The organism is Armatimonadota bacterium, from assembly GCA_016125185.1.
In the GTDB taxonomy this organism is placed as follows: domain Bacteria; phylum Armatimonadota; class Fimbriimonadia; order Fimbriimonadales; family Fimbriimonadaceae; genus Fimbriimonas.
Map to the genome: position 1 here is coordinate 710,254 of WGMG01000006.1, position 24,765 is coordinate 735,018.

Below are 24,765 nucleotides of genomic sequence, written 5' to 3' on the forward strand. Positions count from 1 at the left end.
GGCTGATGAGAGCCTGGCCCAAGGACTTAACAGCATTTGCTGCCATTTTGGTTGGTTGTGAGGATCGCTCCAACCTTCCTGCCACTATAACTGCCCCTCGTGACGACCGCGTGACGGGGGCGCCCCGTACACCGTTAACCGTTATCCGAGAACCGGGAATCCAGAGTTGGATTGCGATTTCTTCGACCCATTTAACGCTTAAGCGAATCCTAAAAATGACACCGATAGTATATAACCACGATTTAGAACTCGTCATGGCCATGCCAGAACTGACCACGTGGGAGACTGAGCCGCTCCTCGAAGGCTACGACCCCGAAACCAAAGAAGGGGAATTTAAGATTGCGCCCGCCAAGTGGATTTGGTTGCCATCCGAGCGCACATTGCCATGCACGTTCGTGATGTTCCGCAAGCAATTCGAACTTGAAAAGGTTCCAAAGTTCGCCCGAGGGTGGATTGCGGCCGATAGCCGCTATGTTCTGTACGTGAACGGCGAGCGCATCCAATTTGGGCCGGCACCGCACGACCCTCGCCATGCCGAAGCCGACCCAGTCGATATCGCCCGCTATCTGAAGAAAGGGACCAATGTGATCGGTGTGCACGTGCTGTTCTACGGGCAAGGCGATGGCACATGGCCAACAGGCAAGCCTGGACTGATTTTCCGTGTGAACGTTGGAAGGGAAGTGATCGCGAGCGACAATACGTGGAAGTGCTCGGTCGATCGTTCACGGACGCCTGGCCGCGCAAAGCGCTGGTATCTGCGCGCTCTGCAGGAGGACTATGACGCGTCGAAGTTCTGGCACGGCTGGAACTTTGCAAATTATGCGACAGACCTCTATTGGTACGACGCCGAAGAGTTGAAGACGCCAGGAAATGCGGCGGCGATCGCTAGTCCGTACCCTTCCTACGGGGAAGACATCGCCCTTGCCCAAACCAAGGGCTCGACGCTGATCGGCCGGTCGATCCCGATGATGGTGGAGGAAGAACTGCACGCCCCACTCTTCGAGTACTTCCGAGTCAATTGGAAGGGAAATCCGAACGACTGGTTCGACTTTCGTGTGCCGGGGCTGATGGAGACCTCGCGTAGCGAACCTCCCGAACGGTTGGGGCCAGGATGCCATCTGCTCACCTACGAACTGCCTTTCCTGATGATCGGCTGGCCGGAAGTATTTTGCTCGAAGGCACCCGAGGGCGCGATTATCGAACTGATCTGCCAGGAGAGTCGGTCCGACGATCAGACGTTGTTGGATACACAGTTCTTTGCTTGGACTCGGTTCCGGTTGAGCCCCGACCAGAGCAGGTACGAGCCCTTTGACTACGAAGCTTGTAAGTACATCCAGCTTCACGTCGAAGTCCCGCCCGGCAAGAGTATGAGTAGACCGAGTGTTTCTTTCCGGCGGCGTGTACTGCTCACTAACCACGCCCAAAGACTCGAGGTCGATAATCCGCGCCTGCAAATGCTGATGGTGGCGTCCGATCTGACCCTCAAGAATTCGGCCCAAGACATTGTCGTGGATGGCATGGCGCGCGAGCGACAGCAGTACGCCGGGGACTGCGCCCACCAGCTTCATGCCGTGCGCCAAGCACACGGAAACATCTCCATTTCTCGTCGCTTCCTTCGGCAGTTTGGCTATGGGCAAATGGAGAACGGCGTGTGGTTTGACTCCTGGCCGGCCTATGACCGCTACGCTCGCTTAGCCCAACGCCAGTTGGGGCTGACCAATTGGGGACCGCTGGTGGATCATTCCATCGGGTTCGTGATCGAGCACATTAACCACTGGTTGCAAACCGGTGAGCGCCAACCGTACGAAGAGAATCGGGACCGCATCGTGCGGTTCATGGATTATCTTCAGACCATCACGGGGCTGGATGGCTTGCTTAGGGTCGAAGACCTTGGTACCGAAGCGGTGTGGCTAGATCATGACTCCTTCCAGGAGCAAGCGCACAAGAAACTGGCCTTCAATCTCTACGCTCTCCAGATGCGTGTGATGCTGGGCTGGATTGAGGGTGAGCCGCCGAATTTGGACTTGGAAATCGATGCGATCCGACGTCAGTTCTGGCATGACAAAGTGGGCGCTTTCATCAACAACCGTTACGAAATCGCCTCCCGCGGGGCGCGGTACTGTGACCGGTCGATTTCGCACCTCTTTTGGCTCCACGCGCACGGTATCGAGATCGCTCCCGACCTGACCAAGGCCATCGACCTACTGGTCCGCCAACCCAAGTCGCTTGGCATCGGCTATCCGGCGAATTCGGTTTGGCGGCATTGGGCATTGGCAAGAATCGGGCGCGTTGATCTGATCATCGACGAGTTGATGACGAGATGGGCGACGATGGCCTCGGTTCGGCAGACGACCACGATTCAGGAGATGTGGAACGCCGTTCCGGGTGGGAAGGATCAGATGAGTCATTGCGCCGTTGCCCCGACCATCGCGATGCACCAAGCGGTGCTTGGTGCCGGTCAGAATCCTGATGGAAGTTGGTTCATTCGACCGCAGATGGGCAGTCTGAGGTCCATCGATATTCATAGCTGGACTCCGTTCGGCAAGCTATGCTTCAAGGCAGATCTGGGCTTGGACGACTACGTTTGCCGTCTCATCAAACCGTCGGGAATGCCACTCACAATCCGGACTTCGACGCCACTTGAGTTACCATTCCGGGACCGTGGTCATGAGTTCTCGACCGACCTTACCGAGATGTCCCTGGTCGAATTCCGGCTCTCGCCGTACGCGGAGAATAGGCTGATCTACGAAATCGAAAAGGTGGACTGAAAGTCCCCGCCGAAAACCGGAAAAGGCTTAGAATCGTAGGTGAGACCATGATCGCTCCCATCTTTGCCGCCTTTGCCCTGGCCTCGTTGCAGACTGGCAAACCTTCGATTGCGCTGTCGGCAATGCCGCGCGAGCCATTGGGGGAAGAAACCATGCTCGACGCCCTGCGCGACGAGATTCGATTGGAGGTTCAGGGAGCCTACGTCAGCGTCAAGTGGAGCGATTTGGAGAATGATCAGCCGTTCAATGCGAAAGCGATGCAGGATGCTCTTGGCATGGCAAAGTTCATCGGCGGCGACTCGATTGTGGTGTGCATCAAGGCCGTCGATACAAGCGTGAAATCGGTTCCGATCGCCTATGCGACGCGAAAGTTCGACGACCCGGAGGTCGTGAAGCACTGGGAAGACATGCTTCAGCAAGTGATTCCGCTCCTGCCGAAGCAGACAAAAGCGATCGCATTGGGCAACGAGGTGGATGTGTACTTCCACAATCATCCTGACGAGTTACCGAGCTTCATGGAGTTGGTCAAGACGACGCGCGCGTTCCTAAAGGGGGCGGGGGTTAAGGCGCCGATCGGCATGATTACAAGTTTTGACGGCCTTCAACGCCATCCCGATTTGGTGAAGCAGATTCAGTCTGGGTTCGACGTGACGATGATGACGTACTACCCGTTGGATCAGACTTTCCAGGTTCTGCCAATGGAGGATGTGGGCAGGCACTTCGATTCGATGCTGGCAGTCGCGGGATCAAAGCCGCTTTTCCTGACGGAAGTTGGGTGCCCGGCAGGGGAGTCCAACAAAAGCAGTGAAGACCTACAGGCTCAGTTTGTGGCCAAAGTATTCGACCAGCTTAAGCAGCGGGGAAGCAAGATCAGTTTCGCCAACTACTTCATGCAGGGCGACTATCCCAACCAAATGCTCGACATGTTCGAGCAGTATTATCAATTCAAGGACGACAACTTCCGCAGCTACCTGGGGACGCTGGGACTGAGGAAGTCCGATGGTACGCCTCGAAAGGCGTACGCCGAATTTAAGCGGCAGATGCGCGCCTGGGTGGGCGAGTAGCCTACTTCAGAATTCGGCGCGTGCCTTTGACCGCCACGTAGAGTCGGGCGTATCGAGAAACCTTCGAACGAAGAAAATTCAACATAAGAACCAAAACCCTCCAATTTCCATCGGAGACAGGTTGAGTATAAAGCGGTTTGTGAGGTTTTTGAGTTCAGAAACCTAAACCTGGCAGACTTGCCGAGACAAACCCGGTAAAGCGGTCGGGACAGCCTCTCAAGTAAACTTTGAGGCATGAATCCTGGGTTCGAAACCTGGCTCTCCGACCAACTCCAAGTCCTCCGCGACCAAAACCTGTACAAGGTGCCGAAGATTCTCGAATCGCCAGCCGGTGGCCGCGTTCGGATGAACGGCAAGGAGGTCGTGAACCTCTCTAGCAATAACTACCTGGGACTTGCGAACCACCCGAAAGTGCGCCAGGCTGCCCTCGATGCGATCGAGAAGTGGGGCGTCGGCGCAGGTGCGGTCCGATGGATCGGCGGCACGATGACGGTTCACCAGGAATTGGAAGAGAAGCTGGCCGAGTTCAAGCATACGGAGGCTGTTCTGGTTTTCACCGGTGGATTCACGGCCAACTCCGGGTGCATTCCTGCAGTTTTGACCGATAAGGACGTGGTCATCAGCGACGAGTTGAACCATGCGTCGATCATTGATGGCGTGCGCCTTAGTCCAGCTGAGTACAAGAAGTCGGCGGGCTGGGTTTATGGCCATAAGGACATGGACCAGCTTGAGGACTGTCTGAAGCGAGCCAACGAGAAAGGCTTTGCCAAGAAGATGATCATCACTGACGGCGTGTTCTCGATGGACGGCGATATCGCGCCGTTGCCTGCGATCGTCGAACTGGCCGAGAAGTACGACGCGTTCGTGATGGTGGACGATGCCCACGCCAGCGGCGTACTGGGTAAGAACGGCGCCGGCTCGACGTCGCACTTCAACCTTTATGGTCGAGTCGACATCCAACTCGGAACCTTGTCAAAGGCCCTCGGCGTCATGGGCGGATACATCGCGGGATCGCAGAACCTGAAGGAGTGGTTGATCAACCGCGGCCGACCGTATCTCTTCAGCACGGGGCACCCGCCGATGGTTGCGGCGGCGCTGATCGCGGCGCTGGATATCATGCAAACCGACCCTGAGCCGATGAAGAAGCTTTGGGACAACGCTAACTGGTGGAAGAAGGCTCTGGCCGAGGAAGGCTTCGACACGATGGGTAGCGAAACTCCGATTACGCCGGTTTACGTCGGCGATGAAGGGAAGGCCCAGCAGATGGAGAAGATGCTTTGGGATGAGGGCGTCTATGCCCTTGCGATCGTCTTTCCAACGGTTGCTAGAGGTAAGGCTCGATTGCGCACGATGCCGAGCGCAGCGCATACTCAGGAAGACCTCGATTTTGCGCTTCAGGCGTTCAAGCGGGTTCGCGACAAGCTGAAATAAGAAGAGAGGGCTCAATCGAGCCCTCTCTTCAACTTGATCCGTTTTCGAATTTAGACGCGGAAGCCAACGCCAACTGTGACGAGGTTGCCTGAGTTACCGCCTCGGTGGAGGTACAGGAAACCGGCGTCAATGCTGACTTCGCTCGAAACATGGTACGAGCCCTTCACGCCAGCCATCAGGTTGGTGGACTTGTCGACCGAGTCGTAGTACAGACCGCCGCAAAGCTGCCAGTTGAGAGGCATTTCGCCCTGGGTGGCCATGTCCTTGAAGTAAAGGAACGTGAAGTCGTTCTTTCCGTTGAATCCATCACCGCCGAGAACGCCGATTCCGACCGATGCGTCGGACTCAATGTACTGTCGATAGGTGAAGTCCCAGATGTTGGCGCCGGCAGCTCGTGAGAACATGCCACCGAAGACACCAGGACCCTTTGCGCTCTCGCTAACGGCCTTCTCGAACGAGACGACATAGCCGTTGGAAGAGCCGCCGCCATTGACGGTGTACCGAGCGAACGGGCTGTAGTTGATGTACAGACCCTGCTTGGTGCTGCTGGAGGCCAGGTCAGACTTCGAAACTGCTCCAAACTGAGCATTGGCAGAAACAGCTCCAAGTGCCGCCCCTACTACGATTGCATATTTTAGGACTTTCATTTTCTCCCTACGAAACGGACGATCCATACTCCGTTACGGATGCGTGAATTGTACGTGATTTGTTTCGTTCGACGCAAGAAAATTTAGGTTCAAGTGAGTCTGGTACCCTTTAGGGAACCGATGCCAGATGAGAAAACAGTGACGTATGACCCGCTGATCGAGCTAATGAAGCGGTTCGAGAACGTTCGGATCAGCGATTCCGGCACGGACGCATTCGAAGGTTTGTCCATTGAGGACCAGCTTAAAAAGCACATCGTAGACGGGGTGAAAAAGAACCTTGAATCCCGTTTGGAAGAGGCGCTGAAGACATATTCGCCGCTCGATATCATCAACGAGATTCTCCTCGACGGTATGAAGACCGTCGGCGAACTTTTCGGATCGGGCAAGATGCAGTTGCCGTTTGTTCTGCAAAGCGCAGAGGTGATGAAGACGGCGGTTCGATTCCTCGAACCCCTGATGGAGAAGACCGAAGGATCGGAAAAGGGATCGGTCTTGCTGGCAACGGTGGCGGGTGACGTTCACGACATCGGCAAGAACCTGGTCGACATCATTCTTTCTAATAACGGTTACCGGGTTGTGAACATCGGCATCAAGCAGCCGATCTCGGCGATCATCGAGGGAGCCCAGCGCGGCAATTGCCAGGTGATCGGCCTTAGCGGCCTCTTGGTGAAGAGCACGTTGATCATGCGCGACAACCTTCTCGAACTGAACGAGCGGGGCCTCCATCACTATCCAGTCATTCTTGGTGGCGCGGCGCTGACGCGAGCTTACGTTGAGGAGGACCTTCGGTCGATCTACCGAGGAAAGGTTTATTACGCACAGGACGCCTTCGAAGGGCTTCGGCTGATGGAGTCGGTCAATGACATTGATTTCACTGCCGAGACCGACGAAAGTGGGGAAGAGGAGTTTGCGCCGCGAGTGACCTCGCACCGACTGGATGCGCTTGAGAAGGACTTGTACGTGTTCGATGGCGTTCGGTCCGAAATTCAGCCACTGGCCGAAAGTCCGGCTCTGCCATTCTATGGTGCCAAAAAGCAGACTCGATTTGGCATCTTCGAACTTTACAAATTCATCAATCCGATCGCTCTTTACCGCGGCCAATGGCAGTTCAAACGACAAGAGGGGATGGGCAATCTTGAGTTCAACGAATGGCTGAAGGAGAACGTCGATCCGATCTTTGATCGGATGTGTCGCGAACTTGCGAGTGTGCTTCAGCCGAGAGTGAAGTGGGGCTACTTCCCGTGTAACAGCGAGGGCAATGACCTGATTATCTATCAGGAGGATGCGGCGACTGAGCGGCTACGGTTCTCTTTCCCGCGTCAGCGGGACGGGCGTCGGCTTTGTTTGGCCGACTTCTTCCGACCGGTCGGCGAAGCGCCAGACACCGTTGGTTTTCAGATCGTGACCGTCGGCGCGGAAGTCAGCAAGCAAGAGCGAGCGCTGTTTGAGAAAGGGGACTTTCAGGACTACCTTTTCACGCACGGCATGGGGGTTGAGACGGCGGAGGCGTTGGCCGAATATTGGCACAAAATGGTACGGCAGGAGATGGGAATCGCCGACCAAGAGCCGGACGATATGAGGCTCCTGTTCAGCGCGAAATACCATGGTGCGCGGTACTCGTTTGGGTATCCGGCGTGTCCAAACCTGGAAGACCAGAGCAAGCTTTTCGAACTGCTTCAGCCGGAGGACATCGGTGTGGAGCTAACCGAGGAGTTCATGCTGAACCCGGAGCAGAGCACGAGCGCCATCATTGTTCACCACCCTGAAGCAAAGTACTTTAATATCAGGTGATTCTGCTGGTAGGTTTGTGAGAAACTAGGGGGATGCCCTTGCTTGTGCCTTGCGTTGCGCTCCTGCTAGCTTCCTCTGCCAATGCTAAAGTCCACGCCGACCTGGTCGCGAAGAATGAGCCTTCGCGCGACGTGTGGGTGTTTCGATGCGTTTTGGACCACTTTCCCCGGATGGCTACGTTGGCCCTTGGTCCGGGCTACTGGCTAAGCTACGACGCCTCAAACTGTGGCCTCTATAAGTTCTGGAAGGGCGAGGTCAAGTTCGATGGAGCGGTCTACACGACGGTGCACGGCCCACAGCCGACGACTGACGGCCCGGCGATCGAGCAAGGATCGACGACGGATGAGGCCTGGACGGTCTTCGTCGATGGAAAGGCGCAGAGCGTCAAGCCGCGGTATCGCGGCCATCGTTTCGATCTGAAGGATCGAAACATCGTTCACTTTCAGTACGACTTCAAAGTCGGCGGTAAGACGGTTCGGGTCAACGAGACCCCGACCCTCCTTTGGAGCGACGGCAAGCCGGTTGGCTTGCGGCGGCAATTCAGCGTCGGTGACTACACAGCCGACGGGTTCAAGGGGGCGACGATGGGTTCGCTTTCGTTCGAGGTGGCGTTGGGTAATGCCAACGGGACGTTTAAGCACTTCCTGCCGTCGGGTGGCACATACTCGGTCGAAAACGGCAAGAATGAGTTCAAATTCAGCGGCAATTTGGCGACGGTCGATGCTCTGATGGACCCGGCTCCGGGCGCTCTTCAGACGGTCATCGACTCAAAGGAGCTTTACGCTTCGATCTCGCCACAAGGGGGAAGTCAGGACCAGCAGAAGAAGGAGCAGGAGTCCGACGTACGCGAAGCAGGCTTGGCCTACCGCGGCTACCAGTTGGATCGAGCCTTGCTCTTCATCCCGCGATTGGTGCCAAACCAGACGCCGAACGTGAGCCGCAAGATCGACCAGATTCTTTTCTTCGGATCGGACGACTTTGGCTTGCAGGGCAAGATGTACGTCGACATTTCCGGCTGGATCAAGATCAAGAAGCCGGGCCTTTACCTGTTCCGCCTCAGTTCGGATGACGGCTCACGACTGACAATCCGTGGCGAAAAGGTGATCGACAACGACGGCGTGCATGAGGCGGTGGCAAAGGAAGGTTCGCTAGAGCTCGACGCCGGTTCGCACCCGATGAAGCTGGAGTACTTTAACAACACGCCGGATTCATTCCTGCAATTGGAGTGGAAGAAGCCGGGCGACGCCAACTGGGATGTGGTTCCCGCCGATGCGTTTGAAACATTGGCGGACGAGGTTCGAGTCACGAGCCCTGGAAACAAGAAGGTTATCGACTCGCTGTTCCCGCAACGACCAGGTGACGGCCGTCCGCTCTTGGACGTTCACCCGTCGTTCGACTTGACGACCCCGCGACCGAAGGACTTCAATCCTCGGGTTGGCGGCATGGACTTCTATCCCGATGGGCGAATGGTCATGTGTACCTGGGATCCAGACGGTGCGGTTTATGAGGTTAGCGGAACCGAGACGGGTGATCCGTCGAAGGTGAAGGTCAAGAAGATCGCAACCGGTCTTTCGGAGCCGCTCGGAATTAAGATCGTTGGCAAAGACATTTACGTGTTCCAGAAAGGCGAAATGACTCGTCTACGCGACCTGGACGGCGACGGGATCATCGACGAGTATTATTGCCTCTGCAACGGCTTTGGCGTGACCGAGAACTTCCATGAATTCTCGTTTGGTCTGGTCTACGACAAAGGCTACCTTTACGGAACATTGGCCATCGGCATGAACGCGGCGGGACGTAGTACTGAGAAGCAGAACTTCGACCGGGGACGCGTCATCAAGGTGAACGCGACGACCGGTGACTACCAGTTCGTGGCTTCGGGCCTGCGAACGCCCAACGGCATCTCGAAGGACGCGAAGGGGCGAATCTTCATCACGGACAACCAGGGCGACTGGCTTCCGTCGTGCAAACTTCTAGAGCTGACGCCGGGGGCATTTTACGGTAACCGGTCGGTCGATCCGGACGGCATGAAGAATACGAAGGATGTTCTGCCGATCTGCTGGTTCCCGCAGGGCGAAATCGGAAACTCGACCAGCCAGCCGGCATCGTTTGACTACGGACCCTACAAGGGGCAGATGATCGTCGGCGACGTGACGCACGGCGGTCTCAAGCGCGTGTACATGGAGAACGTCAACGGCCGGCTCCAGGGTACAGCGTTCCGTCTAACTCAGGGCTTGGAAGCGGGCATCAATCGCGTCATCATCGGCCCGGATAAGTCGGTCTACGTCGGCGGTATCGGTTCGACCGGTAACTGGGGCCAGGAAGGGAAGGAGCGGTACGGACTGCAACGCCTGACCTACAACGGCAAGACCACGTTTGAGATGCTGGCGGTTCGCCCGGCGAAGAACGGCGCGGAGATCGAATTGACCGAGCCGCTTCTCGACAATGGCTTGCCTTACTACTTGTCAGACTTCTTTGTCTCGACGTGGACGTACGTGCCGGAGAACACTTACGGCGGCCCGAAAGTGGACGAGAAAGAACTGCCGGTGAAGTCGCTGACGATCTCCAAAGATCGCAAGAAGATCTTCTTGGAATTCGATGGCGTCCAACCCAACCATGTTCTTTACTTCAAGATGCCGTCTGAGCTTCAGGCGGCGAACGGCGACCTGATGTGGTCGACGGAGGCCTGGAGCACGGTGAACTCGGTTCCGAACCGAACCGGAAAGGTTAGCCCGGCGAAGACGGTTGCCAACTACAGCGTGATGAGCGCCGAGGAGAAGGCCGAGGGCTTTAAGTTCCTGTTTGATGGTTCGAGCATGGACGCCTTCCGAGGCTACAACCGCAAGGACCTGCCGAAGGGATGGGTGATTGCCGACGGCGTGCTGGCTTACGTGCCGGGCGTCGAAGGCGGCGACATCATCACCAAGGAGCAGTACGGCGACTTCGAACTCCGCATGGAGTGGAAGATCAGCGAAGGCGGCAACTCGGGCATCATGTACCACGTGCAGGAAGGGAAGGGCGCGACTTTCGAGACGGGCATCGAGATGCAGGTCTTGGACAACGCTCGCCACAACGACGGCAAGAACCCGCTGACGTCGGCGGGATCGGCGTACGGCCTGTATGCGCCGACGCAGAAGGTTGTGCTTCCGGCGGACCAATGGAATCGAGTCCGCATCATTTGCAAGGGCAACCATGTGGAGCATTGGCTGAACGGCGTGAAGGTGGTCGAATACGAAAAGGATTCGCCTGACTTCAAGGAACGACTTGCCAAGAGCAAGTTCAAGGACTGGGCAGACTTCGCGAAGTTCTCGACGGGCTACATCGCTCTGCAGGACCACGGCGACACGGTCGCTTTCCGAAATATTCGAATCCGAAAACTGTAATGGTTGAAACGAAGGCTCTAGCGATCAACGAGGATAAGTCGATTCACGAAATCGACTATCCCACGGCGCTAGAGCGCTTTCGGAAAGGAACCGAGGTCACTTGGATTCATATCTTCGATGAGGATCCGCACGAGAGCGCCCAAATGCTTCTCAATGACTTCGGGTTCCACCCGGTGGGCGTCGAAGACGCGGTTGGGCGAGACGAGCGGCCTGAACTGAAAGAGTTTGAGGACCATGTGTTTCTTGTTGCTCCGGCGATCGTAGGCCAAGAGGGTGAGGAGGAAGTTTACGACGAAGTCGGCTTTTTTGTGAAGGGCGAGACCTTGGTGACGATCTCGCACAACAAGATTCCGTGCCTGCTGGGCCTCATCAAGCGGTGGACGACGCGAATGAGTTTGTCTCGACCAGAGGTGGGGTACCTCGTGTTCGCGTTGCTGGACACCATTCTGGACGACTATTTCCCGCGTTTGGACGCGATCGAGGACCTAGTCGACTGCGTGTCGGACATGATCTACGAAGGCGACACGCACAAGATGCGAGAGCTTTTGGCGATCAAGCGTCGGATGCTGTATATGCGGCGGCGATTGGGGCCGTTTCGCGACGTCATGAACTCTTTGCTTCGGCGCGAACTGGACTTCGTGACGGAGCCGATGGCGCCGTATTATCACGACCTGTTCGATAACGTTTTGCGGCTGACGGAGCTTGTCGACACGAACCGCGACGCTCTGACTGGACTTTTGGACATCCATCTATCGACGGTGTCGAACAACCTGAACGAGGTCATGAAGAAGATGACGGTCATTTCGACCGTCTTGATGACGAGCGCATTGATCGCGGGCGTGTATGGAATGAACTTCAAGATTCCTGAACTAGATTGGGCGTTCGGATATTTGTACTCGATCATTCTGATGGTCGTGTCCAGCTTGTTTGTGCTGTGGCTGTTTAGGCGAAAGGGCTGGTTGTAGGATCGGCTTGGATTCCGTTTCGGCAGGGACCAGGTTTTGGTGGGCTGGAAGCCCACCTTCCCAGAATTGTTTGCCGGCAAGTGCAGTGAAATTCGGCACCCGTTTGAAGTGTCGCTTCGATCATTAGGATTCAATAAGTACCCGGCATTTATACGGTAGCGAGGAGATTGGGCATGTATCATGCACCAGGGAGAGTGATCATGTCTCGAATGTCCTTTTTGTCTCTCGCGGTTTCTTTTAGCCTGGCTGGTGTCGCATCGGCGCAGGGCAGTTTCAACTTTCAAAAGGTCGATATTCAGGAGGGCTACAACCCGACGTCGATCAATAGCAGCGGCGCAATGCTCGGCGACTTTTATGGAACGACCGAGATGTGGACCCAACAGTATGGCCTGACGCAGGTTACCAAGCAGTCGGGCGACTCGTATCTTTCGACGATTTCCGAGTCTGGTCGCGTGTATGGCAGTTCGAATGGGTCGATTATTCGGTTCGATCCATACGGCGGGCGGCAGACCATCGTCACGAACGCAAACACGCAGTTTTCGATCGTGGCGACGAACGACCAGGACAATCTGCTCCTCCGTGGAGTCAGCGCAGCGGGTACCAGCTACTATGTGTGCGGCTTGGGCGGTCTGCAACAGATCACGATTCCCACGAGCAGCAATTTCACGCCGACCCAGATCATGCGCGACGGATCGGTGTTCGGAACCGTGCCGGGAGGTACGAATGAGGTAGGCACTCCGGGTGTGAACATCGTTCGGTGGAACGGAGATGGCACGACTTCGGCGGTTGCTCATTCGGCCCTGAACTTCAGCAGTTACGGCTACAGCAAGTCTCAGTCGTTCGACTATCTGCCCAGCGGGTATTCAGTGGTGAAGACACTCGTGAGCACGTCGGACACCAGTTCGAGCAGTCAGGGGTTCAGCTACGATGTCTACGCGCCAGACGGCTCTATGTACGAGGCGACGGCCGACTATTATTCTTCTCACATTGGAGGCTTTCAGTCGGGCTTTGCGCCGAAGGTCTTTTTGAACGACGGGACGATGATCGGCAGTACGCTGTATCCCTACCAGGCTAAGACGATCTACTCCTTTAGTCACCCCGAAGGCGTCGAGATGGATTCGTCGTTTTTTGCGACGGGATCGTCGATTCCCGATTCGATTCTGTGCGGCGCGTCGAACGGAAGGATGGTCGGGACGGCCATGGTCGATGGGCATCAGGAGTACTACATGACAAACTTTGGGACGGTCCCAGAACCGGCGTCGTTGGCCGCGCTAGGACTTGGCGCGTTGGCCCTCCTACGACGGCGAAGAAAGTAGGCATTGCAAAAGAAAGAAGGCTCTCGCGAATCGCGAGAGCCTTCTTTCTTTTTGACAGTTGAACTTAGCCGAGGGCTTCGGCGCCGCCGACGACTTCCAGGATTTCCTTGGTGATCGCGGCTTGGCGTTCGCGGTTTGCCTTCAGCGTGAGCGTGTGGATCATCTTGCCCGCGTTGTCGGTTGCGGCGGTCATCGCGCTCATTCTCGCACCGAATTCGGATGCGGTGGACTCCAGCATCGCTTGCCAAACAAGGGTTTGGAAGTACCGGGGAAGGAGCGTGTTGAGAACCACGTCGGCGCTTGGTTCGAATTCGACCTCGCCGCCGAGAGCGCCCTCGCTGGTGTCGGGCGCTTCGATGGGAAGCAACTGGACAACCTGGGGAATCTGGCGGATGGCGGAAATGAACTTGGAGTAGACGACGTAAACGGCGTCGACCTGCCCAGTTTCGAACATCTCTCTCGCTTTGCGGGTGATAGCGACGGCATCGGATAGGTCAGCGCCAGCCGACGGGGCCGAGTAGCTATCGACGATGGAGTATCCGCGCTTGCCAAAGAACTGGTTCGCCTTCTTGCCGTAGGTCAGCAAGTGAAGCGGCTTTCCGTTGAGCGACTTGAAGAAGTCGGTAGCTTTACGAAGAATCGACGTGTTGAACGCACCGGCCAGACCTCGGTCGGAGGTGAGCACCAGCACCAGCACGTTGTTGACGTCGCGCTTGGTGAGGAGCGGGTGGGCGGGCAGGCTACCCGACGCCGACATGCTGGTCATGATGTCCTTGAGCTTGTCGGCGTAAGGGCGAGCTTCGAGAACTCGGTCGGTCGCCTTCTTGAGGCGCGCCGCCGCAACCAGCTTCATCGCTTTCGTGATCTGCTGGATGTTCTTTGCCGCACGGATGCGTTGTCGAATCTGCTTAAGAGTGGCCATCTACCTTCTTACATGTTCGCCTTGACGGCGTCTTCGGCGGTGTCCTTGCCGGTGTCGTACTGGGTGTAGCCCTTGGGACCCGACTTGGCGAATTCCGCTTCGTATTCCTTGATTGCCTTGGTGAGCGTCTCTTCGGTTTCCTTCGACAGCGCCTTGGTGCTTCGAACGGTCTCGACGACGTCGCTGTACTTGGCCTTCACGAAGCCAAGCAGGCCCTGTTCGAACGGCTTGACTTGGTCGTTCGATAGGTTGTCCAGCACGCCGAGCGAACCGGCGTAGATCGCGATGATCTGATCGACGACGTCGAGCGGGCTGACCAAGTCCTGCTTGAGGAGCTCGGTGAGTCGCTGACCGCGGATGAGCTGCATCTGCGTGGACTTATCGAGGTCGGAAGCAAACTGAGCGAACGCGGCAACGTCGCGGAACTGCGCCATTTCGAGCTTCAGCTTACCGGCGACCTGCTTCATAGCCTTGATCTGGGCGTTACCACCGACGCGGCTGACCGAAATACCAACGTTGATTGCGGGGCGAACGCCAGCAAAGAAGAGGTCGGGCTCGAGGTAAATCTGACCGTCGGTGATCGAGATGACGTTTGTCGGAATGTACGCGGAAACGTCGCCGGACTGCGTTTCGATGATCGGCAGAGCCGTCAGCGAACCGCCGCCGTTGGCGTCGGACACCTTCGCCGCTCGCTCCAGAAGGCGCGAGTGGAGGTAGAAAACGTCACCAGGATAGGCTTCTCGTCCAGGCGGGCGTCGCAGAAGGAGCGAGACTGCGCGGTAGGCCTGAGCCTGCTTGGTAAGGTCGTCGTAGATGACCAGAGCGTGCATGCCGTTGTCGCGATAGTACTCACCGATGGCGGCACCGGCGAACGGAGCGAGATACTGCTCAGCGTTCGAGTCGGAGGCGGAGGCGAGAACGATGGTCGTGTACTCGAGAGCGCCGTGCTCTTCGAGCGTCTTCACGACGCGGGCGACGTTGGAGGCTTTTTGGCCGCAAGCAACGTAGATGCAGTAGACCGGGCTTCCGCCGGGCTCGTGCGTCTTCTTCTGGTTGATGATCGTATCGATACAGATCGCGGTCTTACCCGTCTGGCGGTCGCCGATGACGAGTTCGCGCTGGCCGCGGCCGATCGGGATCATGGCGTCGATGGCCTTAATACCGGTCTGAAGCGGCTCGGTAACTGGCTGTCGGTCGACAACGCCGGGAGCGATGGTTTCGAGAAGTCGGAATTCGTCGGAAGCGATCGGACCCTTGTTATCGATCGGCTGGCCCAGAGCGTTGACGACGCGGCCGAGGAGAGCCTTGCCGACCGGCACCTGGATGATTCGACCGGTTTCTCGGACGGGGTCGCCTTCGGTGATCTTGGTGTCGTCGCCGATGAGAACCGCACCAACGGATTCCTCTTCGAGGTTCAACGCCAGGCCAACGACGCCGTGCGGGAACTCAAGGAGTTCACCCATCTGACAGTTGGGCAGTCCGTAGACTCGGGCAATACCGTCACCAACTTGGATAACGGTTCCGACATTTTCCTTCTTGGCGCTCTTATCGAACTGCTCAAGCTGTTGTCGGAGGATGTCTGTAATCTCTTCTGGTCGAATGGCCATGTGTTTCTATGCCTGTTTAAGGGTGTCTTGTCGAAGCGTGTCTCGGAGCCGGTTGAGGGACCCTCGAACGCTACCGTCGATAATAAAATCTCCGTAAGCAACTCGGACGCCGCCGATGAGGCTTGGATCGATTTCAAACTGTGTCTCGACCTTCTTGCCCAGTTTGGCAGCGAGTTTTTCGTCGATCTGCTTCTGCTCGGCTTTGGTCAGTTCCACCGCGCTGGTCACCGTCGCGCTGATGGTGCCTTCGTCGGCTCTTCGAAGTTCGCTGAACTCGGCTCGAATGCCGGGCAGTTCTTCTTCGCGCCGCTTTTCGAGCATGAGCTTGACGAAGCGGCAAGTTAGGGCGGTGATGCGATCACCGAAGACTTTGTCGAACAGCGTGATCTTTTCGGTTCGGTCGCGTCCGGGGCTGAGGATAAAGGCGCGGAAGTCGCCGTCATTTGTCAGAAGCGATTCGATCGTAACGAGATCGGCTTCGACACTGGCCACCACTTTCGAATCCTTGGCGGACTCGAAAAGGGCGGTTGCATAACGGCGGCTTACGCTCTCCTCTGCCATTTAGTTGGCGACCTCCAGATCGTTCACAAAGTCGGCGACGAGCTTGCGGTTCGTCTCGTTGTCCATGTTCTTGCCAACGACCTTTTCGGCTGCCAGGAGGGCAAGGTCGGTAACGTGAACTTGGATGTCTCGAAGTGCCTTCGCTTTTTCGCCGGCAATCTCTTCCTGCGCCTGCTTCAGCAGAGCGTCGGACTTGGAAGCGGCTTCGGCCATGAGCGATTGGCGCAGGGCTTGGGCTTCCTTGATTTGGGCGTTGATCTTTTCTCGGGCATCGGCTTCGCTGGCGGCGAGCTTCTTCTCGTAATCCGACTTCATCGTGGCCATTTCGTTGCGAAGCGATTCAACCTCGGAAAATGTGGCTTCCAGGTTGCCGTTTCGCTCGTCGATGGACTGCTTCAGCGGATCGGTGTAGAAGACTCGGATCAGCGGGAAGGTGATCAGCAGGACGCCGATCGTTGCGATCGAGATGCCTGGATTGATCGGAAGACCCTGTTCGTCGAGCGTGTTAAGCTGGTCGACTTTCCAGTGACCAACAGGCTCGGCGGGCTTGCCGGATTCCTTGGCTTCTTGCGCGGCGGCTGCAACTTTGGTTTTGTACTCTTCGTCGGTCAGGTGCAGGGACCTATCCATGAAGGCGCCACCAAACATCAGGACGGCACCGATGATGATGCCAGGCCAAATGCTTCCTTTTGATGTCGAATTATCTTGAGACATTAGTGTTAAAAGGTTGGGGTTGCCCCGCTTAGAGCGGAGCAACGAAAACTGCGTATCCGTGGGTTCTGTTTATTTGAAACCGCTGGTAGCAAAGACGGTCAAGAAGCCCATCAGCTCGACGAACGCGAGCGCGATCAGCATCTGAACCTGAAGCTTACCGATAGCTTCAGGCTGTCGTGCCATTCCTTGCAGGGCGCCGTTACCGATCAAACCGAGACCGATACCAACACCAGCGATACCAATACCAACTCCGACTAGGGGACTCATATTCTGTGTTTATTTCTCCAAAGGTTTTGTTGCGGGGTTAAATCTTTCTACTTAGTGGGCGTGAGCTTCGTCACCATGACCGTGGCTCGTGACCAAGCCGAGGTAAACGCAGGTGAGAAGCGTAAATACCAGGGCCTGAACGACGCACGTCAGGATTTTGAGCGGAAGCAGGAACTCGCCAAGGGGAACGAGGTTCAGACCGGGAACACTCAGGCCGAAAAAGAGGCTATTCATCGACTCTACAGCGGCATGGCCACCGTGCATGTTGGCAAAGAGTCGAATGCTGAGCGACATGTTCTTCATCAGCTCGGAGAAGATCTCGATGACGAAGATCATGAGCGTGATGGGCAGAAGCGCGAGACCGAGCTTGGGACCGGCGAAGTGAGTCACGTGACCGAAAAATCCGTTTGCCTTGATGCCTTCGTACTGCACGTAGGCGATGGAGGCGACGGCAAGTCCGACGTTGAAGCTAAGAACCGTCGTTGGCGACATTGGCGCGAGGAGTGCGAGAATGTTGCTCACAAAGATCAGAATCCAGAATCCAGCGGCAAGAGGCAGATACTTTCGACCGTGTGGGCCGATCGCGCCGAGGACCATGTTCTCAAGGAACAGGTAAAGCTGTTCCGCCAATCGAGAAACTTTGCTGGTGAAAACTCGACCGTTGTAGCCTTTCTTGGCGTATCCAAGAAAGACGCAGATGAAGACGATGACAATCAGCAAATAGAAGGCCCAACCCTTAAAAGATACGAACTGCTCTTCTTCTGCTAGGGGCAGGGTGGTCAAGCTGCTAAGGTTCATCATCTGCTCTTCGATTCTGTCGAAAACCGTACACGGCCATGCCGACAACGGTGCAGAAGTATACCAAGCATACTCCGATGATTGCGCCGTTCACATCGGCCCTATTTGTGGATTTGGCGATTTTTAATACGTAGATGACGCCGGGAAATTTGAGCCCGAGTCCAAAGGCGAAGTTGGCCGCCGCGCCGAGAGAATTCGCCTTTCCGGCTTCGCCAAAAGCCCGGACGATGCACCACGATCCGCAGACGAATACGAAAGTCACGAAGAGGCTTATGACGAAAGTAACCGGATTCACTTAAAGGCGGTTCTCGTTGCGATTCGTCACCATGGCGACCCATATGATGCCGATGATGCTGCCGAGCAGGGTTAGCCAAATCTGCCAACCTTGGGCACCCGTCAGCTTATTCATGAGGAGCCCTGCTCCGTAGCCGACGATCGGTGCGCCGATGATGGTGTAAGCGAGGGTTAGGCCGAGGCCCATCGAAAGGCTGGATTTTTGGTCGAGGCCCCCGGAGAAGGAGTCGCGCTTGGGTTCGGAGGTGGCGCGAGTGGCTTTGGCTTTGCGAATCTTCTCGTCCAGTTCGTCCAGCTTTTGCTGATAGGCGTCGTGCTCTTCTTCATCGAGACGGTCGGCCTTGGTGTTGGCGAGAATGTCGTCGAGTTTGGAGTCCACGTCGTCGAGATCGACGCCGAGATTGTCGCGAATCTTGGCGAAGCGGGCTTCGATCTCCTCATCGGAAGGTAGTTCGGGTCGCTCCGGATCGGTGGACATGATTATTAGTTTACAGCTTTCAGGCTTAAGGATTGAGTTGCGACTCTGCCGCTTCGCTTGTACCGCGCTCAGCGACCTCTCTCGCCCTTGGCTAGCTGGATGTTCTAGTTGCCTTGACAGTTCTACGGTGTCTCTTCGAGCATCTTCAGATACTTGGGCGGTGCAACGGCGCGATAGGCCTCCTTCAGAAGGTCGGCGAGTTCGTCCCAATCGACTTCGCCGTCGAGGTTCACGCCGACCCAACCGCGCGGGCCGACGTACGGCGGCCGGTAGAACTTCTCGCCATCGCTTTGGATCAGCATTTCTTGGGCGCCGGGAGGGGCTGCCATCCAAATTCCCAGCCTCATGCCGTGGTGGTAGGTGCAGAACATGGCGAACGACTTCTTGCCGTCCACGAACCAAGTCGGCTCGCCGTGGCTGAGCTTCTCGGTTACCAACGGGAGGGCCAATGCCGCCTTCCGCGTCTCGGTTAAGACTTTTTCTGCCAGCGGATCCATATGCTCGTATTATAGATAGTTGCCATGGATGCCGCTGCGATCGACAGTCCTTTGCCGGAGGATACTTCTCCTCCTTCTCGCGTCGAGATTCCGTTCAAGCGGATCCTCATCTATGGTGTTACTGGTTCGGGTAAGACCACGATGGCCCGGCATTTGAGCGAAGAGACAAGCATCCCTTGGACCGAGGTCGATACCCTCACTTGGGACCCCGGCTGGGTCGAGGTGCCGGTCGAGACTCAACGAGATCGGATTCAGGCGATCTGTGCTCAGGATGAATGGATTCTCGATTCAGCCTATGGGAAGTGGCTTGAGATTCCGCTTGAACGGGTTGAGTTGATCATCGGGCTCGACTATCCCCGTTGGCGCTCTCTGCGACAGCTTTTGTGGCGGACGGTCAGCCGCTCGATCACCAAAGAGAAGGTGTGCAACGGGAATGTGGAGTCCTTGCGCGGGATGTTCTCGAGGGATAGCATCATTGGCTGGCATTTCAAGTCCTTTGCGAGGAAGCGGGAGCGGGTGTACCAATGGGCGAAGGACCCGCGCTGGACGGTGGTGATTCTTCGGCATCCACGTGAGCTTGATGCGTGGCTTGCTGAGGTGATGAGTTAGGCAACCTGGGAGGGTGGGCTTCTAGCTCACCAAATTTTGTAGAATTACCTCGTTGATGTCCGATCACAAAGGTTGGTATACGCCAAGGAAATTGCCTCACTATGATACTGGGGACGTTAACCAATTCATTACCTTTCGTCTCGCCGACAGTGTGCCAACGAATCTGCTGGATCAACTTGAAGAAGAGCTAAGACTCCTTAAGGGCGATGTTGAACGAGAAAGGACTGCTCGCGTGGAGAAGTTGCTCGACTTGGGCCATGGCTCCTGCGTACTTCATCAAACGATGTGCGCGGAGATCGTTCACGATTCTCTCCATTTTCTTGATGGCACCCACTACGATCTTGTCTCGTGGGTCATCATGCCAAACCATGTCCATTTTCTGGCTCGGTTCAACCAAGGTCAATCAATGCCGAAAGCGCTTCATGCTTTGAAGTCGTTTACTTCCAACGAGATCAAGAAGGTTCATCCTCAGATGGGCGCTGTGTGGATGGAAGGCTACTTTGATCGGTTCATGAGAAGTGAGGAGCATTATTTGAGAACGATTGGTTACATCCACGGAAATCCGGTGGTGGCTCGGCTTTGTGACGAGCCAGGTGAGTTCAGGTGGAGTAGCGCGTATGGCAATTTCGACTAGGTGGTTGGAAGATGCTCTATTAGTTGCAGGCATCTCACTAATGAAGGCTTGGTGGGCTGGAAGCCCACCCTCCCATGCGGCCTAACCTTTGTTGGACTCTGCTGCTTACGATGGCTCTGGTGGGCTGTCCCGATTCGCTCTGCTCATTTCCCTTTGGCGGGAGCTTCGTAAAGCCCACCCTCCCAGACGGCCTGACTTTTTTTGGGACTGCAGAACCACCTTCTAAGGGATTATCGACTGACGTTACAGGTTGCGAATGCGGCGATGCCTTCTCCGCGACCGATGGCGCCCAAGCCTTCTTGGGTTGTCGCCTTGATGCTTACGCGGTCTAGGTTGATGTCGAGCAGTCCGGCGATTCGCGTTCGGATGTCGAGCGCTCTCGGCATGATCTTTGGCTTTTCGGCCTGGATCGCGATGTCGAGGTTGACGACGGTCCAACCGACTTCATCAATGAGGCGCTTGGCTTCCAGCAAAAACTCGGCTGAGTCGCGGTTCTTGTTGGTCGCGTCGGTGTTCGGGAAGAGCTGACCAATGTCGCCGGCGGAGATGGCTCCGAGGAGGGCGTCAACGACTGCGTGGAGCACCACGTCGGCATCGGAGTGCCCCTCAAGCCCAACCTCTCCCTCGAACAGGATGCCGCCTAGCCAGCACGGGCGAGCGGGATCGGTCGAAAATCGGTGGATATCGTAGCCGAGCCCGGTGCGGGTCTCCATCCTAGCCAGGGACCTGGCGCGCAAGAGGTCCTCGGGATTCGTAATTTTGAAGTTTGCCGCGTCGCCCATGACCCAGCCGGTATTGTATCCGGCTTTGCTCAGGACTTCCATATCGTCGGTGCAGGGCTCCTGAACGGCGGCAAACGCTTTGACGAACATCTGGACGGGGCCCCCTTGAGGTGTCTGCATCGCCACGAGGGATTTGCGCTGAAGATGCTCGACGATCGCGCCATCGTCGGCCCGCTTCATGGTGTCGATGCTGGGGATGGCGGCGGCAACGGCTTCTCCCGCCCTCACCCGCTCGATGACCCGATCGATAATGTCGGCGGAGACGAAGGGACGAGCAGCATCATGGAAAAGGATTCCGTCGCAGTTGGTCTTGGATGCCTTCCAGAGTCCGGCGATGGTGCTCGCCGTGCGGGTGTCGCCCCCGAGGATGACTTCGGCGGACTCGCCGACTTCGGCTTTGATGGCCGGATAGTTGTTTTCAGAACAGACGACGATGACTTCGGCGACCTCGGGATGGTTTAGATAGGTGAGGAAGCTGTGCTTCCAAATGGGGACGCCGCGCAGTTTGTACGCGAGCTTGTCACCGCCGAACCGAGTTCCTGAGCCTGCGGCGAGAATCACCGCCGCAATCTTCATGTGTGGTGCCGACGGACGCCGGGACGGCGCGGCGGCTCGTCCTCGCCCGGCACCTCGGCAAAGATCAGTTTGCCGCGCTCGGTTTGGATGACTTGGGTGACCATCACGTCGATCGTCTCACCGATGTGGCGTCGACCGTTTTCGATGATGACCATGGTTCCGTCTTCGAGGTAGCCCACGCCCTGGCCAGACTGGTTGCCTTCGCGGTGGACCAAGATTTCCAGATGCTCCTGCGGTAGTACATTCGGACGAAGCGAAAGAGCGAGATCGTTAATATTGAGGACGCGAACCTCTTGGAGGGTCGCAACGCGGTTCAAATTGTGATCGTTGGTGACGAGGTCGCCGCCAACCGCGAGGGCGAGGCGCACCAGTCGGGCGTCAACTCCGTCGCCTTCATCCAGCGCGAGTTGGTCATGGGTTCCGACTTCAACCTCAAACTCCGACTGCATCAGCTTGAGAATCTCCAGACCTCGGCGTCCACGCTGTCGGCGCAGGCCGTCGTGGCTATCGGCGATGTACTGAAGCTCTTCGAGAACGAACTTGGGCACGTAGACGTTGCCCTCGATGAATCCGGCGCGGGCGACATCGTAGACACGTCCGTCGATGATGACGTTGGTGTCGAGAATCTTGATGCCGGTTCGCTTGCCGCGTACCTTGCCGCGGTACCAAGGCAGGGACTCCTTCATCGAGTGCAGGCCGAAGATCGTCAGCACTGAGAAGAGGATGGCGAGGCCGAACACCAACAGCGCGACGATCGGCTTTTGGATATTGAACTGCGAGAACAGCGTGATGAAAAAGGTGGCGGCCAGAAATCCGGTGACGCCGCCCACGAACCAGGTGACCTTTTCTGAATCATCGGTGCGGTCCCATCGTCGGCCAAATCGCTCGGTCGAGCGGATGAGGAGTGAGCCGAGGAACCAGCCCAGCATGATGCCGCCGACGACCAGCGGCACCGTCGTGACGATAATCGAATTGGGCGGCTGATATTCGTCGTTGAGGCGCTTAGCGAAGTCATCGACGACCTGAGGGCCATAGGCGCCGCAAAGAGTCGCGGTAAAGATGGCGAAGACGGCAGGAATCGCGACCTGCAGGACGCTTTTCGTCTTCTGGCTCTTTATCTGAGGCTGTGGTTTTTCCATCGTGGTTTAACTCTTTTGCTCAAGTACTTCCATGTGAGCGTTTGCCAGGATCGTGAAGGTAAATGCCTGATCGACGTTTCCCTGACTTAGTTTAACATGGGTTGCGGTAAAGAAGTCCGAGGAAGGCACACTATCCAGCCCCAGCCAATCGTATCCTGTCCAAACTTCAACCCAGGCGTGATAATAAAAGTTTCCTTCGAAATTAACTAATCCGCTGGCGAGTCGTGCCGGAATTCCGGCGGCGCGACACAGCGTGACGGTGAGGATGGCATAGTCGCGACAGACGCCCTCTTTTGCGTCCAAGACCTCGCTAGCATCGCGGAGGACACCGATGCCGGCGTTTGGCGTCATGATCGAGTTGACGTAATTTCGGATATCCAGCGCTGCCGACTTCACGTCGGTGTCCTTCTTAAGGATGGTTTTGGCGAGCTTGGTGAAGCGGGGCGAATCGGCAGGAATGTGCAGACTCGGCTTGATCCAATCCGGCTGTTGCTTCTTGGCTACGTCGATACTGACGGTCTTGGAGTCTTTCAATTGGGTCGGCCGGACGTTGATGATCCAAGCTTTGCCGTCGGGGCGAGAGCGCTGTTGGGGATCGTTAGGAATCTGCGGCAGGTTGTCGGCCGAGAGTCGGATGCGAAGGTTTTTGGTAGCAAGAGGGTTCTCGATCGGTACGCTGGGCTTGACGCTGGTCAGGTCGGCGATGTCCGGCTGATTGTTGGTCGAGACCTTGCCCATCGCCTCCTCCTTGGTCGCGGGCACCATCTCCATGCCGATGGTGGTGGTGATCTTGACGATGTCGCCCTTGCCGCTGGTGTACACGGTCGTGTTCATGCGTGGGTCGGCGATGAGGATGGCGTTAGCCGAAATCTGCCTGCCGTTGACCGTGATGTCTTCTTTGCCAGTGAGCTTCGCGGTGTTCTTGACGAGGCTGACGGTAGTGGGGTCGAGGATATAAAACGTCTTGGTCGCCCCGGCGGCGGTCGGATGAAGGGCAAATTCGGCGACGGGGTCATCGACGATGGTTCCATCCTTCGGATATTGGAGCGTCTCTTTGGTTTTTGCGCCGTTGTTGTCGACTTCAACACGGATCGCTTTCGGCTCGAACCAGGCGTCCATCACCTGCTGACGACCGCCGCTGGACTGCACGAAGTGCATCTGCACCGGCTTTCCGCTGACCGTGATGGTTTCCGAGTCGATGGTCATTTCGAGCGGCGAGCCGATCAGGCCGACTTTGAGTTCGGTCTTGCTGGTGGACTTCTCGGCGGGCTTGCCCTGGTACTGAATGGACTCGGACGCGTAGGAGGAATAGCCGATCTTGGCACCCTGCATCCAGACGGTGAAATAGGTCACGTCCGGTTGGAAAGCGGTGAGGGCGGAAAAGATCAGCGGAGCCAGCATCGTGTAGTAATGACGTTCTTTCGTCATAAGGAATTCAGCACATTTTGAGAACTTTTGAAAAAAATTGGTACAGTTGCGTCGGGTTGAGGACATTATTATCCAGGTAAGGTCCCGCTCGGAC

At 56.6% G+C, this 24,765-nt stretch carries 22 protein-coding genes; 9 read left to right on the forward strand and 13 right to left on the reverse strand.

The genetic code is table 11. From position 1 onward, the window contains the following. Nucleotides 1–5 precede the first annotated feature (5 nt). The 3 genes from GC165_11210 (at nt 6) to GC165_11220 (ending at nt 5,263) form a co-directional block, all read left to right on the forward strand. Entirely contained in the window at nt 6–2,768 is a 2,763-nt protein-coding gene (locus GC165_11210) for a Bacterial alpha-L-rhamnosidase (GenBank protein MBI1333433.1), read from the forward strand. Between the two features lie 47 nt (nt 2,769–2,815). After that, on the forward strand, nt 2,816–3,832 hold the full coding sequence (locus GC165_11215; GenBank protein ID MBI1333434.1) for a hypothetical protein: 1,017 nt from the start codon (nt 2,816–2,818) through the stop codon (nt 3,830–3,832). A gap of 234 nt (nt 3,833–4,066) precedes the next feature. After that, the gene (locus tag GC165_11220; protein MBI1333435.1) at nt 4,067–5,263 is read left to right on the forward strand and encodes a glycine C-acetyltransferase; all 1,197 of its coding nucleotides are present in this window, start codon (nt 4,067–4,069) and stop codon (nt 5,261–5,263) included. A gap of 50 nt (nt 5,264–5,313) precedes the next feature. Here the strand turns inward: GC165_11220 and GC165_11225 are convergent, their stop codons facing one another. Next, complete coding sequence (locus GC165_11225; GenBank protein MBI1333436.1) at nt 5,314–5,910, reverse strand: hypothetical protein; 597 nt, start codon at nt 5,908–5,910, stop codon at nt 5,314–5,316. A 120-nt stretch (nt 5,911–6,030) separates the two neighbouring features. Between GC165_11225 and GC165_11230 the strand changes: the two genes are divergently transcribed. From GC165_11230 to GC165_11245, 4 genes are all read left to right on the forward strand, one after another. Then, nucleotides 6,031–7,701: a hypothetical protein gene (locus GC165_11230; protein ID MBI1333437.1), complete on the forward strand. Its 1,671-nt coding sequence runs from the start codon at nt 6,031–6,033 to the stop codon at nt 7,699–7,701. A 32-nt stretch (nt 7,702–7,733) separates the two neighbouring features. Continuing rightward, nucleotides 7,734–11,084, forward strand: a complete 3,351-nt coding sequence (locus GC165_11235) for a DUF1080 domain-containing protein (protein ID MBI1333438.1) — start codon at nt 7,734–7,736, stop codon at nt 11,082–11,084. Beyond that, nucleotides 11,084–12,049: a magnesium/cobalt transporter CorA gene (gene corA / locus GC165_11240; GenBank protein MBI1333439.1), complete on the forward strand. Its 966-nt coding sequence runs from the start codon at nt 11,084–11,086 to the stop codon at nt 12,047–12,049. Before GC165_11235 ends, corA begins: the two co-directional genes overlap by 1 nt. Before the next feature lie 173 nt (nt 12,050–12,222). Continuing rightward, nucleotides 12,223–13,365, forward strand: coding sequence for a PEP-CTERM sorting domain-containing protein (locus GC165_11245; GenBank protein MBI1333440.1), 1,143 nt, complete (start codon nt 12,223–12,225; stop codon nt 13,363–13,365). Nucleotides 13,366–13,429: 64 nt separating this feature from the next. On the opposite strand, the gene atpG is transcribed toward GC165_11245, so the two are convergent. The 9 genes from atpG to GC165_11290 all read right to left on the reverse strand — a co-directional run bounded on the left by atpG (nt 13,430) and on the right by GC165_11290 (nt 19,503). Then, entirely contained in the window at nt 13,430–14,287 is an 858-nt protein-coding gene (gene atpG / locus GC165_11250) for an ATP synthase F1 subunit gamma (protein ID MBI1333441.1), read from the reverse strand. 8 nt (nt 14,288–14,295) lie between these two features. Then, nucleotides 14,296–15,894 carry a F0F1 ATP synthase subunit alpha gene (locus tag GC165_11255; GenBank protein ID MBI1333442.1) on the reverse strand — a complete coding sequence of 533 codons (1,599 nt, stop codon included), beginning with the start codon at nt 15,892–15,894 and terminating at the stop codon, nt 14,296–14,298. Nucleotides 15,895–15,900: 6 nt separating this feature from the next. After that, the gene (atpH, locus tag GC165_11260; GenBank protein ID MBI1333443.1) at nt 15,901–16,455 is read right to left on the reverse strand and encodes an ATP synthase F1 subunit delta; all 555 of its coding nucleotides are present in this window, start codon (nt 16,453–16,455) and stop codon (nt 15,901–15,903) included. Beyond that, nucleotides 16,456–17,169 (reverse strand): F0F1 ATP synthase subunit B, encoded by a 714-nt coding sequence (atpF, locus tag GC165_11265; protein ID MBI1333444.1) that lies wholly within the window; start codon nt 17,167–17,169, stop codon nt 16,456–16,458. Nucleotides 17,170–17,238: 69 nt separating this feature from the next. Further along, on the reverse strand, nt 17,239–17,436 hold the full coding sequence (locus tag GC165_11270) for a hypothetical protein (GenBank protein ID MBI1333445.1): 198 nt from the start codon (nt 17,434–17,436) through the stop codon (nt 17,239–17,241). 51 nt (nt 17,437–17,487) lie between these two features. Beyond that, nucleotides 17,488–18,237, reverse strand: a complete 750-nt coding sequence (atpB, locus tag GC165_11275) for a F0F1 ATP synthase subunit A (protein MBI1333446.1) — start codon at nt 18,235–18,237, stop codon at nt 17,488–17,490. Continuing rightward, a complete protein-coding gene (locus tag GC165_11280) occupies nt 18,224–18,496 on the reverse strand; it encodes a hypothetical protein (GenBank protein ID MBI1333447.1) in 273 nt (90 codons plus the stop codon). Before GC165_11280 ends, atpB begins: the two co-directional genes overlap by 14 nt. A gap of 33 nt (nt 18,497–18,529) precedes the next feature. Continuing rightward, entirely contained in the window at nt 18,530–19,006 is a 477-nt protein-coding gene (locus tag GC165_11285; protein ID MBI1333448.1) for a hypothetical protein, read from the reverse strand. A gap of 122 nt (nt 19,007–19,128) precedes the next feature. After that, a complete protein-coding gene (locus tag GC165_11290; GenBank protein MBI1333449.1) occupies nt 19,129–19,503 on the reverse strand; it encodes an MmcQ/YjbR family DNA-binding protein in 375 nt (124 codons plus the stop codon). 141 nt (nt 19,504–19,644) lie between these two features. Here GC165_11290 and GC165_11295 point away from each other — a divergent pair, with 141 nt between their 5' ends. Next, nucleotides 19,645–20,112, forward strand: a complete 468-nt coding sequence (locus tag GC165_11295; GenBank protein MBI1333450.1) for an adenylate kinase — start codon at nt 19,645–19,647, stop codon at nt 20,110–20,112. A 52-nt stretch (nt 20,113–20,164) separates the two neighbouring features. Further along, the gene (locus tag GC165_11300) at nt 20,165–20,746 is read left to right on the forward strand and encodes a transposase (GenBank protein MBI1333451.1); all 582 of its coding nucleotides are present in this window, start codon (nt 20,165–20,167) and stop codon (nt 20,744–20,746) included. 230 nt (nt 20,747–20,976) lie between these two features. On the opposite strand, the gene ispF is transcribed toward GC165_11300, so the two are convergent. The 3 genes from ispF to GC165_11315 are packed head-to-tail and all read right to left on the reverse strand — an operon-like array spanning nt 20,977 to nt 24,737. Further along, nucleotides 20,977–22,104, reverse strand: coding sequence for a 2-C-methyl-D-erythritol 2,4-cyclodiphosphate synthase (gene ispF, locus GC165_11305; GenBank protein MBI1333452.1), 1,128 nt, complete (start codon nt 22,102–22,104; stop codon nt 20,977–20,979). Beyond that, complete coding sequence (locus GC165_11310; protein MBI1333453.1) at nt 22,101–23,243, reverse strand: PIN domain-containing protein; 1,143 nt, start codon at nt 23,241–23,243, stop codon at nt 22,101–22,103. Before GC165_11310 ends, ispF begins: the two co-directional genes overlap by 4 nt. Nucleotides 23,244–23,249: 6 nt before the next feature. Continuing rightward, on the reverse strand, nt 23,250–24,737 hold the full coding sequence (locus tag GC165_11315) for a hypothetical protein (GenBank protein ID MBI1333454.1): 1,488 nt from the start codon (nt 24,735–24,737) through the stop codon (nt 23,250–23,252). Between the last annotated feature and the right edge of the window lie 28 nt (nt 24,738–24,765).

What these genes read in the sequence shown, in the direction of transcription:
- GC165_11210 (MBI1333433.1), top strand. Translation starts at nt 6, where the DNA reads ATGAGAGCCTGGCCCAAGGACTTAACAGCATTTGCTGCCATTTTGGTT.
- GC165_11215 (MBI1333434.1), top strand. Translation starts at nt 2,816, where the DNA reads ATGATCGCTCCCATCTTTGCCGCCTTTGCCCTGGCCTCGTTGCAGACT.
- GC165_11220 (MBI1333435.1), top strand. Translation starts at nt 4,067, where the DNA reads ATGAATCCTGGGTTCGAAACCTGGCTCTCCGACCAACTCCAAGTCCTC.
- GC165_11225 (MBI1333436.1), bottom strand. Translation starts at nt 5,910, where the DNA reads ATGAAAGTCCTAAAATATGCAATCGTAGTAGGGGCGGCACTTGGAGCT.
- GC165_11230 (MBI1333437.1), top strand. Translation starts at nt 6,031, where the DNA reads ATGCCAGATGAGAAAACAGTGACGTATGACCCGCTGATCGAGCTAATG.
- GC165_11235 (MBI1333438.1), top strand. Translation starts at nt 7,734, where the DNA reads ATGCCCTTGCTTGTGCCTTGCGTTGCGCTCCTGCTAGCTTCCTCTGCC.
- corA (MBI1333439.1), top strand. Translation starts at nt 11,084, where the DNA reads ATGGTTGAAACGAAGGCTCTAGCGATCAACGAGGATAAGTCGATTCAC.
- GC165_11245 (MBI1333440.1), top strand. Translation starts at nt 12,223, where the DNA reads ATGTATCATGCACCAGGGAGAGTGATCATGTCTCGAATGTCCTTTTTG.
- atpG (MBI1333441.1), bottom strand. Translation starts at nt 14,287, where the DNA reads ATGGCCACTCTTAAGCAGATTCGACAACGCATCCGTGCGGCAAAGAAC.
- GC165_11255 (MBI1333442.1), bottom strand. Translation starts at nt 15,894, where the DNA reads ATGGCCATTCGACCAGAAGAGATTACAGACATCCTCCGACAACAGCTT.
- atpH (MBI1333443.1), bottom strand. Translation starts at nt 16,455, where the DNA reads ATGGCAGAGGAGAGCGTAAGCCGCCGTTATGCAACCGCCCTTTTCGAG.
- atpF (MBI1333444.1), bottom strand. Translation starts at nt 17,169, where the DNA reads ATGTCTCAAGATAATTCGACATCAAAAGGAAGCATTTGGCCTGGCATC.
- GC165_11270 (MBI1333445.1), bottom strand. Translation starts at nt 17,436, where the DNA reads ATGAGTCCCCTAGTCGGAGTTGGTATTGGTATCGCTGGTGTTGGTATC.
- atpB (MBI1333446.1), bottom strand. Translation starts at nt 18,237, where the DNA reads ATGATGAACCTTAGCAGCTTGACCACCCTGCCCCTAGCAGAAGAAGAG.
- GC165_11285 (MBI1333448.1), bottom strand. Translation starts at nt 19,006, where the DNA reads ATGTCCACCGATCCGGAGCGACCCGAACTACCTTCCGATGAGGAGATC.
- GC165_11290 (MBI1333449.1), bottom strand. Translation starts at nt 19,503, where the DNA reads ATGGATCCGCTGGCAGAAAAAGTCTTAACCGAGACGCGGAAGGCGGCA.
- GC165_11295 (MBI1333450.1), top strand. Translation starts at nt 19,645, where the DNA reads ATGGCCCGGCATTTGAGCGAAGAGACAAGCATCCCTTGGACCGAGGTC.
- ispF (MBI1333452.1), bottom strand. Translation starts at nt 22,104, where the DNA reads ATGAAGATTGCGGCGGTGATTCTCGCCGCAGGCTCAGGAACTCGGTTC.
- GC165_11310 (MBI1333453.1), bottom strand. Translation starts at nt 23,243, where the DNA reads ATGGAAAAACCACAGCCTCAGATAAAGAGCCAGAAGACGAAAAGCGTC.
- GC165_11315 (MBI1333454.1), bottom strand. Translation starts at nt 24,737, where the DNA reads ATGTCCTCAACCCGACGCAACTGTACCAATTTTTTTCAAAAGTTCTCA.